Here is a 19257-nt window from a genome sequence, read left to right as displayed (position 1 = left end):
GACTATTTCCGATAAAAACAAATAGGGGATGATGATGTTTTAAAGAAATGAAAGATGCTTAATTGGTTAATTATTAAATTGTTTATTGGTAGGCAGAAGTTAATGAATGCTTGGGGGAGAAGTCTGAAAGAAAAAAAATACATTTTTCAATAAAAAGAATTTGTATATAAAAAATAAACATTATTGCTTTGTGATCAATAACGATAGAGATGATAAAAGGCAGGGTTTTATTTTCAAATACGATATGTTATGAACGTTTTTAGATTTTTTATTATTGCTTTTCTTTTTCTGGTTCAAACAGGATATGCACAAGAGAGATCGCGATATAAATGTGCATATCGGTTAGAAGTTTTACAGGATACCCTTGCTTTCGAATATTTCAGACCGTAAATCTATGTTGTTCAAATCGGAGATAAAATAACGAAAGGTTTTACGTATCAAAAGTTTTATCTTGATTCCCTTAAAACTCATGCTCCCGATTTATACAGGAAATTATTTAACTCCTCTGTGAAAGAGAGTATTGAGGCAATGAGAAGCACGGGGGATATTTCCCATGTGCGCAACAATCCCTTTCATCATGGGGCTTTTGCGTCGGATTTATATAAAGATTACGGGAAAAATGAAATCCGGGTAAAAGATAACATCAGCATTTATTCATTTGTATATACAGATGAGCTACATCCTCAAAATTGGGAGATACAACATGATACGACAACGATTTTGGGATATGTATCTCAAAAGGCAACGTGTCATTACAGGGGAAGAGATTGGATTGCCTGGTTTACGTTGGAAATACCGATCAGTGAAGGGCCGTGGAAGTTTTATGGTTTACCCGGACTCATAACAAAAATACATGATACGAAAAAGCAATACAGTTTCGAATTGACAGGTTTTCAAAAAGTTGAAGAAGATATTGAAATAAATATTCCACGAACGGTTCAAAAGATCGAACGTAAGGAATTTATAAAGTCTAAAATGGGGAAAACAGTGGAGAGCATAACAGAAAGTGAAATGGCAAGAGTCGGACTCTCTTCAAACAGCTATCCGAAGGCAAAACATTATGATTATATCGAGTTGGATTATAAAGATTAACCCTTGCTTAACTCATGCAAATTCTAATGAGGCGACCTTTTCAGTGAAAAACGAGATGGATTGTAACTTAATTGAATGTCATTATACATACCATATCTATGAAAAATATATTTATCTGCATTGTATTGTTCTGCTCTTTTATATCGGGTTCTGCTCAAGAAAAAGAACTGGATCAGGCTTATCTTCGTTGTCATTATCAATTAATCCAAATAAAGGATACGTTGAGAGGCAAGACGAAAGACGATTTATCCCAGATTACGCAATAGAATAAAAAACAACTATAACTACCTGATTAATAAAACATAATACATATATTTTTCTAATGCGTAGCGTTAGAGATTTTTTCAAAAAAACATTGTTTAAAAACTTATATATCAACATATTATAAGTGTATTTGAAATTGATTTTATACTAAGAAAAATAACTCAATGCGGAATCCGGGTTTATTAATATTGCAAATAGGAAGAACCGTTTCCAAATGCTTGAGTTATTATAGTAATCAGGTTGATTCCTTGTCTGCCCTGCCAAATAGTGATAAAATTATCGGTGGAATGATTAATAAGGCAATGAAAAATGGGGATTTTATGAAAGGTAATTATCCGCATAAACGAATGAAAACCTATGTTTACAAAAACTATCCGCAAGGAAAGATGACTGTTACCGACGGATTGTCATTACAAGATTATATGTACGAAGACAAACTGCATGCACAGGAGTGGCAAATGACAGACAGCACAAAAACGATCCTTGACTATGCATGTCAACAAGCCGTATGTTATTTTCGCGGACGACACTGGACGGCATGGTTCACTCCGGATATTCCTGTCAGTGATGGCCCCTGGAAGTTTGGCGGCTTGCCGGGACTCATTATGGAAGTGTATGATCGGGGACATCAATATCATTTTACCATCGTCGGTTTACAGCAGGTCGATAACGAGCCAATCGTTTTCAGTCAGACATATGGTAGCAGTAAGAAGTTCGAGCAAACAAACCGCATTGACTTTCTAAAGGCCAAGAAGCGTTATCTGATGGATATGAACGGCTATATCCAAATGGAAACGGGAATTGACCTGAGCAATGGCGAACCGGCAAACATCATGCGATATGATTTAATAGAGCTTGATTATAAATGATTTGTATGAAATTTCTCTTTTTTATTTTGTTTATACTCTTTCCATCTGTTTTGTTTTCCCATTGGAAAGACCCTCAAGGGGGAAGGAAAAATCGAGAGAAGCCTTTTTAGGGGAAAGATAAAAAAAGAAACCGTATGCATATCTATTTAATACACAAAAGTGTAATTTTTGACCAAATACGAAAAAATTACACTTTTGTGTAATGCCTGTAAAGAAGAAATCGTATAGCTTTGCATAAAAAAAGAATATTATATAGAAACATAGAACATATAATGAAGCTGGTAGCTCAGAATTACCACTTCAAATAAAAAAGCCTTCCCTCGCCAGGAAAGCGAAACAAACGAGAAACAGCTTACACGATGTATCACCAACAAGCAAGAAAAGGCGCTGCAAAGATAGTTGAAACAAGCAATATGCAAACCCGACGTGATCGGGATGTAAAGCATATCACACTGAAGTTGCCCCAAACGAAGCTGAGTAGTGAGAAAGGCAGTGCAGCAAATTCTCTACCGGAGACGGATTCTGATAAAATCTCTTCGGAAAGCTGTATGAAACAAGAGACGCGGATTTCGAAAAGCGAAACGAGTAGAAAAGAAAATTAAAATTTTACCATTATGTTAGAAGAATTAAATTTACAGGAAATGAGCGAGATTAAAGGTGGTATTTCTGTTGAAGAGTATTGTGGAACATTAAACATGCTCATTGACAGCAATTGGTCAACATGGAATAACCATCAAAGAGAAGCAGCAACTAATGCTTGGGCTGCACATTGCAGATAATTAAAAAGGCGTGAGTTCTCCCTCACGCCTTTTTTGAAAATTCGCTATTAAAAACACAGGAATTTAAATGTTTGCAATAAATTAAATTGATTACACTTATCATGAAACTGATAATTCTTGGCATTACTGTTTTTTTGCTTACAACATTAAGTATAGAGATAAATTCACAAGTATTAGATGATTGTGTCTTGAAATGCCAATACAGGTATACATGGAAATTTGATACGATAAAGAATGAAGTTAGAGATGATTTAATCGATCTTCAAATCGGAGGGGTAGTTTCGAAATGTTTTAGTTACTATACTTTTCAGAGTGATTCGTTACGTTCCACTCCTGATGGACGAAAAGTTTGGCGCGAATTATTTACTAAGGCAATTGAAAAAGATGGTATTAAAGCCACAAACTTTCCCTACAAACGAATGGAAACCTACGTTTACAAAAATTATCCGCAAGGCAAGATGACTGTTACCGACGGATTGTCATTACAAGATTATATGTACGAAGACAAACTGCATGCACAGGAGTGGCAAATGACAGACAGCACAAAAACGATCCTTGACTATGCATGTCAACAAGCCGTATGTTATTTTCGCGGACGACACTGGACGGCATGGTTCACTCCGGATATTCCTGTCAGTGATGGCCCCTGGAAGTTTGGCGGCTTGCCGGGACTCATTATGGAAGTGTATGATCGGGGACATCAATATCATTTTACCATCGTCGGTTTACAGCAGGTCGATAACGAGCCAATCGTTTTCAGTCAGACATATGGTAGCAGTAAGAAGTTCGAGCAAACAAACCGCATTGACTTTCTAAAGGCCAAGAAGCGTTATCTGATGGATATGAACGGTTATATCCAAATGGAAACGGGAATTGACCTGAGTAATGGCGAACCGGCAAACATCATGCGATATGATCTAATGGAGCGCGACTATAAATGATTTGTATGAAGTGTTTCTTTTTTATTTTGTTCATGCTTTTTCCATCAGTTTTGTTTTCCCAAAAGGAACAACTTCTTGAACCAGCAGTATTGGAAGTGCATTACCGGCACACGATGCAGCAGGATACCCTCAGGAAAAATAAGATGGAGACTGATTCAATGATTCTGAGGATCGGGGAAAACGTTAATCAGTTTTTCAGTTATCATACATTTTATCATGATTCGCTTTGGAACGACCCTCAAGGGCGGGAAAAGGCCGAGGAGCTGACATTAGAGGCTCTTCGTATGCGGGATCATTCGAAAAGGCCACAAATAAGGACTACTTACGATTATCTCTATACGAACTATCCGACCGGCAAAATCACTGTAACAAGTCGTCGGTTCGTGATCGGATACAAGTACGATGACGAATACCTCCCGCTGCAATGGACGGTTAAGGATTCAGTCAAGCACATACTGGGGTATCCGTGTCGAATGGCTGCATGCAATTTTCGCGGACGGCATTGGATCGCTTGGTTTACGGCGGATCTTCCTGTTAGCAGTGGTCCTTGGAAATTAGGTGGTCTTCCGGGACTTATTTTGGAAGCATACGACCGGAACGATGATTATCATTACATGGCTGTACGAATCGATAAGCACAACCTCCGGCCGGTAACGTTTTACAATTTTGAAGAAACAGCGTTTCTCCGAACAGACCGTAAAAGATTTCTTCAATCCCAACGCGCCTTTATCTCCGGAAAGCCCGTGAATGAGATCGAGCTTATCCAAGAAATTATGCAAAAAGGGCTGAAATCAACGTATGTGCAACGTGAGCCAAGGAGGCTTTTCTACGATTTTAAAGAACGTGATTATCAATAAAAAAAGCGAAGGATATGAAAAAAATGGGTTGCTGCTTGTTAGGATTACTGTTTGTTGGATACGCGTTTGCACAGCGAACGGAAAAAGTGTTGGACGACGCTTTTCTGAAATGTCAGTATCGTCATACGTATTTAAAAGACACGCTGGATATCGCTGTATTTGAAGACCTATTTATTCTCCAAATCGGGAAAAATAACTCGAAATGGTACAGCTATTATACCTTTCAGAACGACTCATTAAAAAGTTCTCCCGAAGGGCAAGAAAAGTGGAAACAGATGTTTAACAAAGCGTTGGAAGATTGGAAGAAGCATCGGAACCGTACACGCTTTATGAATAGTTTTTCGCATAGCCGTTCCAGAACAATCGTGTACAAGAACTATCCCGAAAAGGAAATAACGGTTACAGATGTCATACGGGGAGATTGGGTGTCGTATAAAGACACATTGAACGCCCAACCGTGGCAGATGACAGACAGCACAAAAGAAGTGTTAGGCTATGTTTGCCAGCAAGCCGAATGCGACTTTCGCGGACGACATTGGACAGCATGGTTCACTCCGGATATTCCCATCAGCGACGGGCCTTGGAAGTTCGGCGGCTTGCCGGGGCTGATCCTGGAAGTGTATGACCGAGGCTATCAATATCATTTTACGATGATGGGGATCGAAAAAACAGCGGACGAACCCATCGTTTTCTCATTGCCTTTAAACGAAAAGGCTGTCTACAAATCTGTGCAAAGAAAAGAATTTCAGAAGGCAAAGTTTTTTGATTTGAACCATTCGGGTAGCCTAATGAGTGCCGAATATGGTTTGTCGATGGGAGAAGATAAACCCGTATACCGTGATCTGATCGAGCGCGACTATAAATAGGTAGTACCTACCCGACTAATTTGGACGAAAAACATGAAACGAGTCATCCTTTTGTCAACCGTGTTGTTTCTGATGAGCGGTGGGCTGACAGCCCAGTCCCTGACGGTGTTGTCGGGGAAGGTTACCGACAAGGCTTCCGGCCAGCCACTTGCGGGGGTATTGGTAACTATCCGTCCGGCAGGCGAAAATAAGGTAGTGAAGTTTACACAGACATCGACGGAAGGGATGTTTGAACTTTCGATCAAAGCGCTTCCCGCGAGTCATGTATTGCACTTCTCGATGATGGGATACGCTCCGTTAATTTTTCCGCTCGAAGCCGGACGCAAATTCTACGACGCGGCGATGACGGAGAAAGCGACACCGTTGAAAGAAGTCCTTGTCAAAGCGCCAAGCATTCACCAGCGTGGCGATACGGTAACGTATATCGTCTCCAACTTCGCCGACGTTCAGGACCGGAGTCTGGCCGATGTGTTGAAGAAAATGCCCGGAATCGAAGTCGAAAAAAGCGGTGCGATCAAATACAACGGGGTATCGATTAATAAGTTTTACATCGAAGGGAAAGATATGCTCGGCGGACTGTACGGCATCGCCACGAACAACATCCACCAGAAAGATGTGGGAAGCGTGGAGGTTATGGAGAATCATCAGCCGATTAAAGCGCTCGAAGACCTTTCGTTCTCACAGAATCCGGCCATCAATATTCGCCTGAAAGAAGATGCCAAAGCCCGATGGGTCGGGACGGCCAAGGCGGGCGCCGGGTTCAGTCCGTTTCTTTGGCACGCCGAGGTGGCGTTGATGCGCTTCAAAAAGAAATCGCAGACGCTCAATACCTTCAAATCGAATAATACGGGCGTCGACCTTGTTAGCGAGACGAGCCTGTTCACTATCGACGATATTCTTACACCGTTCGGGAAGAGCTATCGGTTGCGTGATTATCTTTCGGTCAAGCCCGATTATCTCCGCGAAATCGACAGCGACCGAAGCCGTTTCAATAAGACGCATCAGTTCAACACCAACAACTTGTGGTCGCTCGGGAAACATTACGATCTGATGGCGCAGATCACGTATCTCAACAATCGATTGACTTCGGACAACGAAACTCGCACCTCGCACTTTCTCGAAGATTCGACCATCGTGACCGAAGCAATCGAACACGCGACGGAGAAGCAGCATCGACTCTCCGGACAGCTGACGCTTACGGCCAATACCTCCGGATATTATTTCAAGAACCGACTCCTTACCGACTTGCGCTGGGACGATACGGACATGGGAGTCGCAGGCACATTTCCCAACAGACAAACGGCCACGATCCCGCACCGCCAATTCTCGAACGATCTGGAAATCATTAAACGTCATGGCAAACGGGCTTACACGGTGAATTCGTATAACTTGTATCAAACGAAACCCCAGCATCTCAGTGTCGTAAGAACAAACGGAACTCAACATCAGCATCTTGAAGCATCGGCTTTTTACACGAACACAAATACCGCCTTGTCTTTTTATGTCAGGCCTCTGACTCTCTCCATGAAATTAGGGATAGTAGGAGTGATCCGCTCATTGACGGGTGAACTTACGGGTGTTTCCGACACCCTCGGGCAAATGAAAAACGATGTCTCGATGCGTTATATGAACCTCTATGTTTCGCCCGAAGTCGAGTTCCGGCAAAACGGTTTTGAGGCGAAATGCGATATGCCTGCTTCGTTCGTCCCGTATCGTTATACGGATAACCTGACGGACAGAAAGCATAATCGGGAGAAGTTTTTTCTCTCGCCTCGTCTATACATGCGCTATCACTTCACGTCGAGACTGTCGGCTTCTCTTTCGGGGCGATATGCGCAAAGCGCGCTTCCGGAGCAGTTTTTCTACGAAGGCCTGATCCTGAACAATTATCGTCATCTGACAAGAGGATGGATCGACTATACGAGCGGAAACAGCCGGACGGTACATTTCGGCATCCACTATCGTCAGCCGCTGAAAGCCTTCTTTGCGAGTGCGGATGTCGCACGCTCTTGGAGTTACAATCCTTATCTTTCCAACCGCTATTTTCATGGCGCATACCTGCTGAATACGTTCGTGCGCAAGGATTACCGCTCCGACACATGGATGCTCGACGGAAGCGTCAGCAAAGGTATCGCGCCGATAAACGGTATCGTATCCGTTCGCACGTCATTCGTCGTATTTAACGGTGCCCGCTCGCAACAGGGGAAAGAACTGCCTTACACGACGAAAGACTGGCAGATCACCCCTAAGATCACCAGCCGTTTCGCAACGTGGTGCAACGTAGCCTACGAACTTTCTTTCTCGCATTACCGGTTACGGATGAAAAACTCGGCGGCAGAGTCGTCGTACAGTAACCTGTGGCAATCGTTTTCCTGCCATGTTACGCCCGGAAAAAGATGGCGTCTGCAACTCGTCGGAGAGCATTATTACAACGAGATCACCAGAGACGTGTCGAAACATCTCTTTCTGGCCGATGCCACGTTGACTTGCAGTTTGCCCAAAGGATGGGAGTTGAATCTGCTCGTAAAAAACATCTTCGACCGCGAAACATACGCATACACCGTCTACAACGAGCTTTCGGCCATCAGCAAGTCGTACGTTATTCGACCGCGTAATGTCCTGTTCAGTGTATTTTTCCGCTTCTGAAAGAGATGAAATACACTTTTGCGTCATTGGCTATAAAAACAAGTGTATCGTTTCGCTTTCCGGTGGGGGCGCGTTAGTACTGTTACTAACGAGGTATTAGTACTACTACTAACGATGCATTAGTAACGTTACTAACGGGGTATTAGTAAGGGTACTCATTGCTTCCGATCAGAAAAGCTCGTTTAATGGCTTTATTCATAGCGAAGTAAAAAAAGCCTTTCCTATCTATGAAAAGTGAAACAAACGAAAAAATATCCCGAAAAAGAAAAGGAAGCCGAATTAGCTATGGCAAATACTTCTACCTTCAATTATCCCATGTCGGATCATAAGAAATCATGGTCGTAGACGTCGGAGAAAGACCGATGTAGATCAGATCGTTCATGACAAACATGCAATGAATGCCTCTTGCTTGAGGTGGAAGTTGCGATTTCTTCGTCCATATCATCGTAGACGGATTATATTCGAGGATATAATATGCTTCGTCAATCATGTAGATTCGATTATTATGTGCCACACCGGCCAAAATGCCCTCGGTCGAAATCGTACAGGTTGTTTCTCGTGTCCATAAAGCGGCATTCGTTGTTTTCCACAATCCTTTATTGAAGACGCCGCTTCCGTTTTTACCGAGTCCGACATAAGCCGTATTCCCGATCGTTACGGCTATACCTCCGTATTGTTGGACAGGAAAATCGGGCTGCCGTTTCCATGTATTGGCCGAGACCTCGTACATCCACACCTCGTTTTTCACTGTGTCTTTGCGACCACCTACGTAACAGATGCTGTCGTTCAAAGCAAAGCCCACCGAGAGATACGAGGAATCCGGTCTTGTGGCCGTCGATCTGTCATACCAGGTATTACTCCACGAGTTATATTGATAAAAATCGTTTCTCGCTTTACGATCGGCAGCCATTCCCCCGAAAATAAAGGCTGATCTGTCGTGCACGACGGCTGTCTGCCATTTGACCGGGCCTTCCGGATGTGGCAGCATCGCTCTCCATTCGTCTGCAGCAGCGTTATAATAATGAAGTTCAGCCGTATATTGAGGCCCAATATCTCCTCCGAGAATATATCCCCAATCTTTGATAGAGAAATATGCCGGAGAATTTTGGATACGAGGAGCACCTTGAAACGTTTTTAAATTTCCTTTGAAGACTTTGGGCATCGTTCTGACTTTGACCTCTCCGTATGAAGTTCCTTCGTTATTCGTGGCATAAGCTCGGAAATAGTACGTTACTCCTCCTTTCAGACCGATAATTTGATTACTGAAAACGCCTTCCGCATTCGGCTCAATCTCTAATACTTCGGCATTCGTCAGGGTCGGATTCGAGACGGTAGCAGACCAGCAGATACCGCACGATTTCACGGCACTTTGTCCCGCTTCCTCAACCTTTCCGCCAACTGTAACCGATCCTTTCGAGATGTTTTTCAACTCTGCCGTAGTGACAGTGGGGATATTGCTCTTCGTGATGAACGAATCTTGTTCGCTGTATGAAATGCCGAATTCTTTATTCCGCGCAAAAGCTCGCACGTAATATTTCTGTCGCGAGATCAGGTTTTCGCATTCTATCTTGAACGTGCCGGCTCCCACACCACATTTATCATCATACGACGCATTTTCAAGGGTGGGATTTTTCTTTGTGCTCCAGCAGAAACCGCGCTGAATGACGGGGGCATCCCCTTCTTTTACCACCGTGGCAGAGAAAGTGGCTGTCGTATAGCCTCTTTTTAGAATCGTTACGGGCGAAACCGTCGGCAAACCGTCTCCTGTCAGGAAGGTCCGAAGAGGGCCGGACACAACATAATAGCCAAATCGATTTCGTACAAAAGCCTGAACGTAATACTTTGTAGATGCTCTCAGACCGGTGATCCGGCAGATGAATGAATCGGTATCCATCGTACTTAGAACCGAATCTTTCGGAAGCATCGAGGTCGATGTCGAATAATACACTCCACGAGCCAGCACAGCTCCTTCGCCGTGCAATTCTATTTTTCCTCCGGATAGGGCTGTTTTGGCACGTACACTGTCTATCAGCACAAACGTACGAACCGATCCTAATCCTGTATTAGTCGAGACCTTACTTTCTTCTCCGTAGGCAATCCCTTTCAGGTTTTTGGCATAAGGCCGGATATAATATGTTGTGTTACTCGATAAGTTTTCGATCGTGCCGCTAAATTCACCCAGTCCCTTTCCGAAAGCCTGCGCACTGTCGGGGCGAACGGTTGGATTGTTTTTTTTCGACCAGCATAATCCGCGCTCTTCCACAGCTGCGCCGTTCGCCTTTTCGACCGAGGTGGTCAATGTGATGGTGGAAGCTGTGCGCGCTATTTTTACGGTTGTTCCCAACTGGGGGATTTTAGCGTTTTGTATTCCCGGTTCTACCTTCGGATCGTCAAAGCATCCGTAAAATAATCCGCAAGAAAAAACGATCAGAAAGATGTAGTATTTAGTCTGTCTCATTGTGTGTTCATTTTTTAGAAAACCATGCCGACTCCCGCATTCGGATAGAAGTACCTGAAGTTAAAACTACTGCATCCGCCCGAAACATAGAAGCGCTTGTTTTTTAAAAAGTAGGTGACATCCAAGTCTATTTTAAGTCCTTTTTTCGAGCCGTCGCGGTCTTTCGCCCATCCGGTTGACTGCATGATGCCTTCATCGTTTACGATTTCGTATTCTCGCAATACATTTCGTTGCCAATACCCTGCTCCCAAAGACGTGTACAAATTCTCTACGGTCTTCAACATAATACCGGCCGATCCCATCATCACATTCGCTTTCGTTCTTCCTGTCGGACCGTAATATTGCTGCATGTTTTCAATCACGAACCGATTTCCATCGACACGACATTCTTCGTTATGCCCTTGGAAAGAAAGGTTGGAATGCAGTTTCACATACCAACCAATTCGGTTGTTTACTCCACCGACCCGAATACCGTATGGAGCCAACAAAGAAAAATCATACCCGGCAAAGAAACGCATCGGTTCTCTGGGTTTCTTCGGAAGGGTAGGGGGAGGCGCGTTGGAACGGCGTATATCTTCGAGCTGTTTGCGCCAATAGCCGGCAGTCGTCCGGTTCTCAGAGGTGCCTATCCCTTGCGTATAATAGAGGATTAATTTCTGGATAGCTGATGTGTCTCGTTCCGTTGCGTATTCATTGAGGCAGTTCAAGCATTTGCTCATTACCGTACGCATCGAAACATGCATCGTTTCATCTTTCAGCCATATTTCGGTAAGTTGATGGATACTGTACTGGTCACAGTATGAAACGCCTTCTTCGTACCACATTTTCGCGTCTCGATAATCGTTGCGTTTCATCGCTTCGTCTCCTCTACGGTTATATTCGGTCTGTCGCTGTGCTCCGGCATAGGAGGGTAGCAGTAAACATCCGAATATCATCCACATCCATATTTTCATGTATCTTTCTCTTTGTTATTAGTAGGTCGTAAGTCCTCTCCCGACCAAGACTCCGTTTGAGTTATAAATATCGTACAGATGGTCTTCGCGCTCAAAAGCCCGCCCGCTTTCCGACCGTCCCACACTCAGGTAAATGCATTGGATACGTTCGATTCCTTTGGCATCAATTGCCCCATAACGTCCGTTTTGTTTCTTCCGGACAATCGTGTAGTTGCCAAAAGTCATTCCCGGTTCATACAACGCGATCCGAGCGGCGATATTTTTTTCTTCTATTTTCTCCTCACAAGCTAACGATAAACGAACGACGTCTTCGGTAACCTTTATTTCTTTGGCTTTTGTAAAGTCAGCTTTTGCCTCAACATAATGACCTTGATCCATTTTCATTTTCCCGGACGCCAACAATGCCGCATAATTCGCATTCATCCGTTCGGCCTCTTCTTCCGTTTTCTTTGTTTTTGACGCTTCTTCAGATGCCTTCTTATCCGATTCTTTGCTTGTCGTCGTTTTCTCCGGTTTCGCTTCTTTCTTTACCGGAAGAGCCGTTTCGTTTCCTTCTTTTTTCTCCGTTCGCTCCTCTTTATGGATTTCATTTGTCGCTTCGGACGGAGATGGTTCCGTCGATGGCATTTCCGTCTGAGGTTGGAGATCGGTCGGAATGATCGGTTCGCCTTGTTGTATCGAGGCATCAGCCACTAACCTGTTGTTGATAAGCGTTGTGCTTTTATCGTTCGAACTGAACAAGTATGATACAGCCCAACCTACACCGGCGAACGCAAAAATTAACAAAGGTAACAAAATCCGTCGTTTACTTTTTGTACGCCGTTGTTTGGATGGCTTCGTTTTCGAAGGGATAGATACAGTTTCTTCATTGTCAGTCGATCCAGTCTTGCGAGAAGTTGCGATCAACTGGGTATTTTCATTCTCATCGACAGATGGTTCTGCTTCGTACTCCTTCTTTTTCGGAAAGCTTATGTTTTCTTTGTTTTCGATCGATGGTGGGATATCCAAAGCATCCATCATTTCTTTTATCGACTGATAGCGATCTTTCGGATTCACTTGCATCGCTTTCAGCACGACGGCTTCCGTTTTCGGAGAGAGCTGTTTATTTAGTTCCGAAGGATGAATCAAAGGCTTTGTCGCCCTTAAAATCGATTCGACCGGGATTACGCCGGTCAGCAGATTATACATGGTTGCCCCCAAGGAATAAACATCCGGACAGGGGGAGAAATTCACCGTACCCTCATCGTCGTACTGTTCGATCGACGCAAATCCTTTTGATAGCGTAAGCGTCGTTGTGCATGCCTCCTGTTCTTCGAGATCGTAACGCTTACTGACGCCAAAATCGATCAATCGGGCATTGTCGTTCTTGTCGATTAAGATATTGTTGGGCTTGATATCGAGGTGCAGGATATTTTTCTGATGTACAAACTCCAACGCCTTCCCGATTTGTGCGACGTACTTGAGCACTTTCGATTCCGGCAACACGGTCTGCTCGCTCAACATGGATTTCAATGAACAGCCGGATATATGCTCCATCGCGATATAGGCCGTGTTGTTCTCTTCAAACACTTCCAACACATTGACGATATACGGATGATGGACTTCGGAAAGAATTTTGGCTTCTTCGATTTGTCGCTCTTTGAACTTATCAAAAAGGATTTTACCGGTTCCGGAATGTACTTTGACTTCGAATGTCGTCTCATCTCTAAAGCAATAGTCTTTAAAGAAGTATTCTTTAATACAAATGGGCACGGTTGTTTCTACCGCTCCGAGTTCACCTTTGACCTCAGTGTTCCACTCGCCCAAATAGGTGATTCCGAATCCTCCCTGGCCGATGACTTTCGTTAGACAATACTTGCCATTTTGCAAACAATATCCGTTCGGCAAATTCATAATTACTTACAGTAATCAGATTTCGCAACAAAGATACATTTTTTTAACGAAAGAATAAAAAAGGTAGGATAAATTACTTGTAACTCGATGAATTTTGCACTTTTAAGACAGGCAAAAGGTAGAAAGAATAATTGTCATGAGCTTTTTCATCACATGCTTCTACAAGGGAATCTTTTACCCTTTCAGGCATGAAAGGTCTGCTGAAAAGAGAAGATAGTGTGTTGTCCGACAGACATTCGGTCACTCCATCCGTACACATGAGAAAACAATCGTCCGGCTGAATATCCGTCAGAAATGTGATGTCTGCTTCGGTCGGATTGGCTGTGCCTGTGATCGCTCGGGTGATGATGTTTTTCTGAGGATGACGCAAGGCTTCTTCTTGGGTGATTTTACCTGTCTTTACCCAGAAATTGACGAGTGAATGGTCTTCCGTCTGAAAAACAGCCTTTCCGTTTCGGAACTGATAAATCCGACTGTCACCGATATGTGCGGACGTAACTCCTTCGTCGCCAAAGTAAAGCATCGTGAGTGTGGTGGCCATTCCCTCTGCTTCGGGATGGGTCGAGATGTATTCTTCGAAACGCACTTCGGTATATCGGACAGCTTTGCGAATCAGATTTTCTGTGTCATCTTCTTCCATAAAAGTGGAAAAGAAAATTTGAAAAGATTCACATGCCAGCGAACTGGCGATCTCGCCTTTTTCGGCACCGCCAACACCATCGCATACGACAAAGAGCCTCTGTGAACGTTCGATCGTTTGAGAGGAGGAGGGAAAGATCGCATCTTCGTTGTTCGGTCTTCTTCCTTTTTCACAAATGGCGTAGGGCATTCCGAGCGTTATATTCATGGCGTTAAAAGAAAGATGAGTTATTCCTTAAAGCGAACGAGCGTATGTCCGATTTTGATTTCGTCGTTATCTTTCAGCACAACTACTTCACCTTTATCTAAACATCTGCCGTTATATTGCGTATGATTCTTGCTCTGGTAATCGGAGAGCATATGGATGTAGTTTCCCCGATTGTCTTTTTTTACTTCTATCCGCATATGATTGCGGCTCATTTCTTTATCGCCGGTTTCGATACGGATCGTCGCTTCCGACACAGACGCTTTGCGTCCTGCGATAAAGATTCCTTCACGCAAAGGAAACGTTTGTTCCAAGGTGTCCGGATTGGCAACTACAATTAACCGGCCACATCCTTTTCGGATGGGCCGGATCAAAACGGTTTCGGAGTCGGCCGGCTGTTCGTTTTTTAAATACGAAACCGGAACATCCTGCCGGCATTTCGGGCATTTAAATGAAGCAATTCCTTCGGGAATTTTTGTTTCATCAACTTTTAAACCGACTTTACAATGCGGGCATTTGACCGGAATCATAAAATGATTGAAACGTCTGCGTCATCCATTCCCGAAGTGATGTCGATGATGTCGTCGTCAGATGCGATTTCCACATCGTCGGAAAGCGTGATGAAGTCCGTGTCGTCCAACACTTCATCCACCATTACGAAATCACTCGCGGGTGTTTCATTGACGTCGATCAACAAGACTTCATTGACGTCGTTGTCTATCGTTACGAATGTATGTTCATTATCCATCTCTTTTCTGTTTTTTATTTGTTATTCTGTCACAAAGATACGTATTAAAATCTGATGTGATTTCATCCTTTCCCATTAACGTACGAAGCAACGAGATTATTGTACAAAACTATTGTTTTGCATTTATCATTCTATTTTTTCACCCATTTCGCACGACATGAGCCGACGGAGCATCTCTTTTTATTGGCTAAAGATTCCCAGGGAATTTCGCCCAGAAACGTCCCGCATTTAGGGCAGACGTAATCGATTTTGAATTGATTGGATAGGCGTTGCATCAAAGCCGGGATTTTAGCGGACTGTCTGGCTCCAAGGTAAATACCCAAAGTGGGTGCACATATAGCCAGTGTCAAACTGCCGATAAAGACGCCTTGATGATGTTTCCCAAGGACGCCGATAATGAGTCCTGCCACCCCGACAAAAGCAAAAGGCAGGGATTGGAAAATACGTGTTTTGAACTGATTCGTTGACTGGATTCGTATTTTTTCTTTGACATATCTTTCATAGACGGGCTTTAAGGCGGCAAATTCTTCGCTGTAATCGTTGTCCGATTTCAATACGGCCATGATATCGAGAACATAATGATCGCCGAGCGTAATGACATCAGAAGGCGTCACTTTTTTCTTGATGACACGGTCTCCATTGACATAGGTGCCGTTCGCGGAGTCTATGTCTTCAATAAAAAGATGGCCGTTTTCATCGCGCATCAACCGTGCGTGATACCGGCTGACGTGTACATCGTCTACTACAAAGTCATTGTCGTTTGCTTTACCGATCCGGATGATCATCGTGTGTCTTTACTTTTTGTTGTGATTAGTGCATCCTGTTCCAGACTCTCTTTTAGCGATTTTAACGGTTCTCTGGGTACAATTAGTTCGCGAGGTTTTGAGCCGGGTACGAGCAGCAGCAATTTTTGTTTCGGTAAGTTAATTTGCAAAATATAATTTTTATTGATGATATAGCTTTTGCCGACTCGAACGAGCTGTGCTCTGGAGTCTGAGGCTTGCGTATCCAACATGCCTTCGATTTTTCCGATATTGATTGCAAATGTAAACTGAATGCCTTCCGTCAATAGCAGTTTCGTATAATTCCGATCTGCTTCGAGATAAAGTATGTTGCTGATGCGTATGCGCAATAATTCATCTCTCGTTTTTATTATCAAATACCGATCCATCCTTTTTATTTAGCAGGTATAGTCAATTATTGAGGAGCAAAAGTAGACTTTTTTTAATACCTGTCCAAAGAAAACATAAAAAAAGAGCATGTCAGCATTCGATGTTTATCTGACACGCTCCTTTTTCTTTTTTCAGGGATGGACAACGGTCCGTATTATCCTTCAATAGCAGCTTGCGCAGCCGCAATACGTGCGATCGGTACGCGGAAAGGCGAGCAGCTGACGTAGTCTAATCCTACCTGATGGCAGAATTTTACGGACGAAGGTTCTCCTCCGTGTTCGCCGCAGATGCCGCACTTCAATTCCGGACGTACGGCACGGCCTTTTTCCGTGGCCATGCGAATCAACTGTCCGACTCCATTCTGGTCAAGCACTTGGAATGGGTCTACCTTCAGAATTTTCTTTTCCAGATAAATCGGAAGGAAGGAGGCGATATCGTCGCGTGAATAGCCAAACGTCATTTGAGTCAGGTCATTCGTTCCGAACGAGAAGAATTCGGCCTTCGAAGCGATCTTATTTGCTGTCAAAGCAGCGCGCGGTACTTCGATCATCGTACCGACTTTAAAGTCAATTTTATCTCCTTTTTCGGCAAAGAGCGCTTCCGCTTCGGCCCGAATCACTTCTTCCTGCTCTTTAAATTCGTATACGATACCGGTCAGCGGGACCATAATTTCGGGATAAGTCGAGATACCTTCCTTTTTAAGTTCGAGCGCAGCTCCGAGGATTGCGCGTGTCTGCATCTGTGTAATTTCGGGATACGTATTCCCCAAGCGGCACCCGCGATGTCCGAGCATCGGATTCTGTTCGTGCAGAGCATCTACCCGTTGCCGGATGTATTCTACGCTTACGCCCATTGCATCGGCCAGTTCTTTCTGACCTTTCGGATCGTGAGGTACAAATTCGTGCAACGGAGGATCGAGCAGACGAACCGTGACGGGATAGCCGGCCATGGCTTTGAAGATTCCTTTGAAGTCGGCCTGCTGATAGGGCAGGATTTTCGCCAACGCTTTCTTTCGTCCTTCGGCGTTCTCGGAGAGAATCATTTCGCGCATGGCTTTGATTTTATCGCCTTCGAAGAACATGTGTTCCGTACGGCACAATCCGATACCTACGGCTCCGAATCCGCGTGCCACTTCCGCGTCGTGCGGTGTATCGGCGTTTGTACGCACTTTGAGGTGAGTATATTTGTCCGCCAGCTTCATGAGTTCTGCGAAGTCGTCGAGCAGTTCGGCGGCTTGCGTACACACTTCATCTTTATACACTTCGCCCGTTGTACCGTTGATGGAGATATAATCGCCTTCCTTCAGTACTGTTCCGTCTATTTCGACTGTGCGATTTTTATAATCGATATTCAATGCTCCTGCACCCGATACGCAGCATTTTCCCATGCCACGGGCTACGACAGCGGCATGCGAGGTCATTCCTCCGCGAGCGGTCAGGATACCTTCGGCCACGGCCATACCCGCTAAATCTTCGGGCGATGTCTCGATACGTACAAGCACGATTTTATGCCCTTCGTCGTACCATTTCGCCGCATCATCTGCGAAGAATACGATCTGTCCCGTAGCTGCTCCCGGCGAGGCGGGAAGTCCGCGTGTCAGCACTTTGGCCTTTTTCAACGCTTCTTTATCGAATACGGGGTGAAGCAGCTCATCCAGTTTGTTCGCATCGATCCGTTTCAAAGCCGTTTTTTCATCGATCATGCCTTGACGTAGCAGGTCCATGGCAATCTTAACCATCGCCGCACCGGTACGTTTTCCGTTACGGGTTTGCAGGAACCAGAGCTTGCCGTCTTGTACGGTAAATTCCATATCCTGCATGTCGCGGTAATGATCTTCGAGCTTCGTCTGAATCGCGTCCAGTTCTTTGTATATTTCGGGCATGGCTTCTTCCATCGAAGGGTACTCCGCTGCTCTGAGTGCTTCAGGCACACCGGCCAGTTCCGCCCAGCGTTGCGAACCGATTTTCGTGATCTGTTGCGGGGTGCGGATACCGGCCACCACGTCTTCGCCTTGCGCATTGATCAGGTATTCGCCGTTGAACAAATCTTCGCCGCTGCCTGCGTCGCGCGAGAAGCAAACACCGGTTGCCGAGGTCTCGCCCATGTTGCCGAACACCATGGCCTGTACATTGACTGCCGTTCCCCATTCGGCCGGGATGCCTTCCATCTTACGATACAAAATGGCGCGTTCGTTCATCCACGAGTTGAAGACGGAGCAGATGGCTCCCCACAGCTGTTCATAAGCAGATGTCGGGAAGTCACGACCGGTTTGTTTCTTGACGGCAGCTTTGAATTTCGTTACCAGCTCTTTCAGGTCGTCTACATCCAGTTCGTTATCGAGCGTAACGCCCTTGGCTTTCTTTGCCTCTTCGATGATTTCCTCGAACGGATCGATATCTTCCTTATTTTCGGGCTTCATCCCCAAAACTACGTCTCCGTACATCTGGACAAAGCGGCGATACGAGTCCCAGGCAAAGCGGGGATTGTTCGTCTTACGCGCCAGTCCTTCGACGACTTCGTCGTTGAGTCCCAGATTCAGGATGGTATCCATCATTCCGGGCATCGAAGCGCGGGCTCCCGAACGTACCGAAACGAGCAGAGGGTTTTCTACGTCTCCGAACTTGGAATGCATCAATGATTCGACGTAGGCTACCGCATTTTTCACTTCGTCTTGCAGTAAGGCTACCACTTTTTCTTTTCCGATTTTATAATACTCGTTGCAGACATCGGTTGTAATGGTAAATCCCGGAGGAACAGGCACTCCGATCAGGTTCATTTCTGCCAAGTTGGCTCCTTTTCCACCCAGCAGATTCCGCATATCTGCCCGCCCTTCGGCTTTTCCGTTGCCAAAGGTGTAAACTCTCTTTATTTCCAT

At 44.6% G+C, this 19257-nt stretch carries 15 protein-coding genes and 1 pseudogene; 7 read left to right on the top strand and 9 right to left on the bottom strand.

What is annotated here, in order from left to right; all coding sequences use genetic code 11:
* Positions 1 to 390: 390 nt before the first annotated feature.
* The 7 genes and pseudogenes from Q4A89_RS01795 to Q4A89_RS01765 all read left to right on the top strand — a co-directional run bounded on the left by Q4A89_RS01795 (position 391) and on the right by Q4A89_RS01765 (position 8314).
* Positions 391 to 1092, top strand: a complete 702-nt coding sequence (locus tag Q4A89_RS01795; RefSeq protein ID WP_368389487.1) for a GLPGLI family protein — start codon at positions 391 to 393, stop codon at positions 1090 to 1092.
* A gap of 425 nt (positions 1093 to 1517) precedes the next feature.
* Positions 1518 to 2225, top strand: a pseudogene (locus tag Q4A89_RS01790) (GLPGLI family protein); the annotation flags it as partial.
* 614 nt (positions 2226 to 2839) lie between these two features.
* Complete coding sequence (locus tag Q4A89_RS01785) at positions 2840 to 3004, top strand: hypothetical protein (RefSeq protein WP_303183283.1); 165 nt, start codon at positions 2840 to 2842, stop codon at positions 3002 to 3004.
* A gap of 101 nt (positions 3005 to 3105) precedes the next feature.
* Positions 3106 to 3945, top strand: a complete 840-nt coding sequence (locus Q4A89_RS01780; protein ID WP_303183281.1) for a GLPGLI family protein — start codon at positions 3106 to 3108, stop codon at positions 3943 to 3945.
* Positions 3942 to 4802, top strand: coding sequence for a GLPGLI family protein (locus tag Q4A89_RS01775; protein ID WP_368389486.1), 861 nt, complete (start codon positions 3942 to 3944; stop codon positions 4800 to 4802). Before Q4A89_RS01780 ends, Q4A89_RS01775 begins: the two co-directional genes overlap by 4 nt.
* A gap of 14 nt (positions 4803 to 4816) precedes the next feature.
* Positions 4817 to 5668, top strand: a complete 852-nt coding sequence (locus Q4A89_RS01770) for a GLPGLI family protein (RefSeq protein ID WP_303183279.1) — start codon at positions 4817 to 4819, stop codon at positions 5666 to 5668.
* Positions 5669 to 5701: 33 nt separating this feature from the next.
* A complete protein-coding gene (locus Q4A89_RS01765) occupies positions 5702 to 8314 on the top strand; it encodes a carboxypeptidase regulatory-like domain-containing protein (protein WP_303183277.1) in 2613 nt (870 codons plus the stop codon).
* Positions 8315 to 8618: 304 nt separating this feature from the next.
* On the opposite strand, the gene Q4A89_RS01760 is transcribed toward Q4A89_RS01765, so the two are convergent.
* The 9 genes from Q4A89_RS01760 to ppdK form a co-directional block, all read right to left on the bottom strand.
* On the bottom strand, positions 8619 to 10772 hold the full coding sequence (locus tag Q4A89_RS01760; protein WP_303183276.1) for a hypothetical protein: 2154 nt from the start codon (positions 10770 to 10772) through the stop codon (positions 8619 to 8621).
* Positions 10773 to 10786: 14 nt separating this feature from the next.
* The gene (locus Q4A89_RS01755; protein WP_303183275.1) at positions 10787 to 11725 is read right to left on the bottom strand and encodes a hypothetical protein; all 939 of its coding nucleotides are present in this window, start codon (positions 11723 to 11725) and stop codon (positions 10787 to 10789) included.
* A gap of 18 nt (positions 11726 to 11743) precedes the next feature.
* Positions 11744 to 13618 (bottom strand): serine/threonine-protein kinase, encoded by a 1875-nt coding sequence (locus Q4A89_RS01750; protein WP_303183274.1) that lies wholly within the window; start codon positions 13616 to 13618, stop codon positions 11744 to 11746.
* Positions 13619 to 13691: 73 nt separating this feature from the next.
* On the bottom strand, positions 13692 to 14465 hold the full coding sequence (locus Q4A89_RS01745; protein WP_303183272.1) for a PP2C family serine/threonine-protein phosphatase: 774 nt from the start codon (positions 14463 to 14465) through the stop codon (positions 13692 to 13694).
* A 20-nt stretch (positions 14466 to 14485) separates the two neighbouring features.
* Positions 14486 to 14992: an FHA domain-containing protein gene (locus tag Q4A89_RS01740; protein ID WP_303183271.1), complete on the bottom strand. Its 507-nt coding sequence runs from the start codon at positions 14990 to 14992 to the stop codon at positions 14486 to 14488.
* Complete coding sequence (locus Q4A89_RS01735) at positions 14989 to 15210, bottom strand: hypothetical protein (RefSeq protein WP_303183270.1); 222 nt, start codon at positions 15208 to 15210, stop codon at positions 14989 to 14991. Before Q4A89_RS01735 ends, Q4A89_RS01740 begins: the two co-directional genes overlap by 4 nt.
* 131 nt (positions 15211 to 15341) lie before the next feature.
* A complete protein-coding gene (locus Q4A89_RS01730; protein WP_303183269.1) occupies positions 15342 to 15995 on the bottom strand; it encodes an FHA domain-containing protein in 654 nt (217 codons plus the stop codon).
* Positions 15992 to 16381 carry a LytTR family DNA-binding domain-containing protein gene (locus Q4A89_RS01725; protein WP_303183268.1) on the bottom strand — a complete coding sequence of 130 codons (390 nt, stop codon included), beginning with the start codon at positions 16379 to 16381 and terminating at the stop codon, positions 15992 to 15994. The genes Q4A89_RS01730 and Q4A89_RS01725 overlap by 4 nt, the downstream gene beginning before the upstream one ends.
* Positions 16382 to 16536: 155 nt before the next feature.
* Positions 16537 to 19257 (bottom strand): pyruvate, phosphate dikinase, encoded by a 2721-nt coding sequence (gene ppdK, locus Q4A89_RS01720; RefSeq protein ID WP_303183267.1) that lies wholly within the window; start codon positions 19255 to 19257, stop codon positions 16537 to 16539.

The organism is Tannerella sp. (genome assembly GCF_030528505.1).
Taxonomy (GTDB): Bacteria; Bacteroidota; Bacteroidia; order Bacteroidales; family Tannerellaceae; genus Tannerella.
This window is presented reverse-complemented; position numbering and strand designations above follow the sequence as displayed.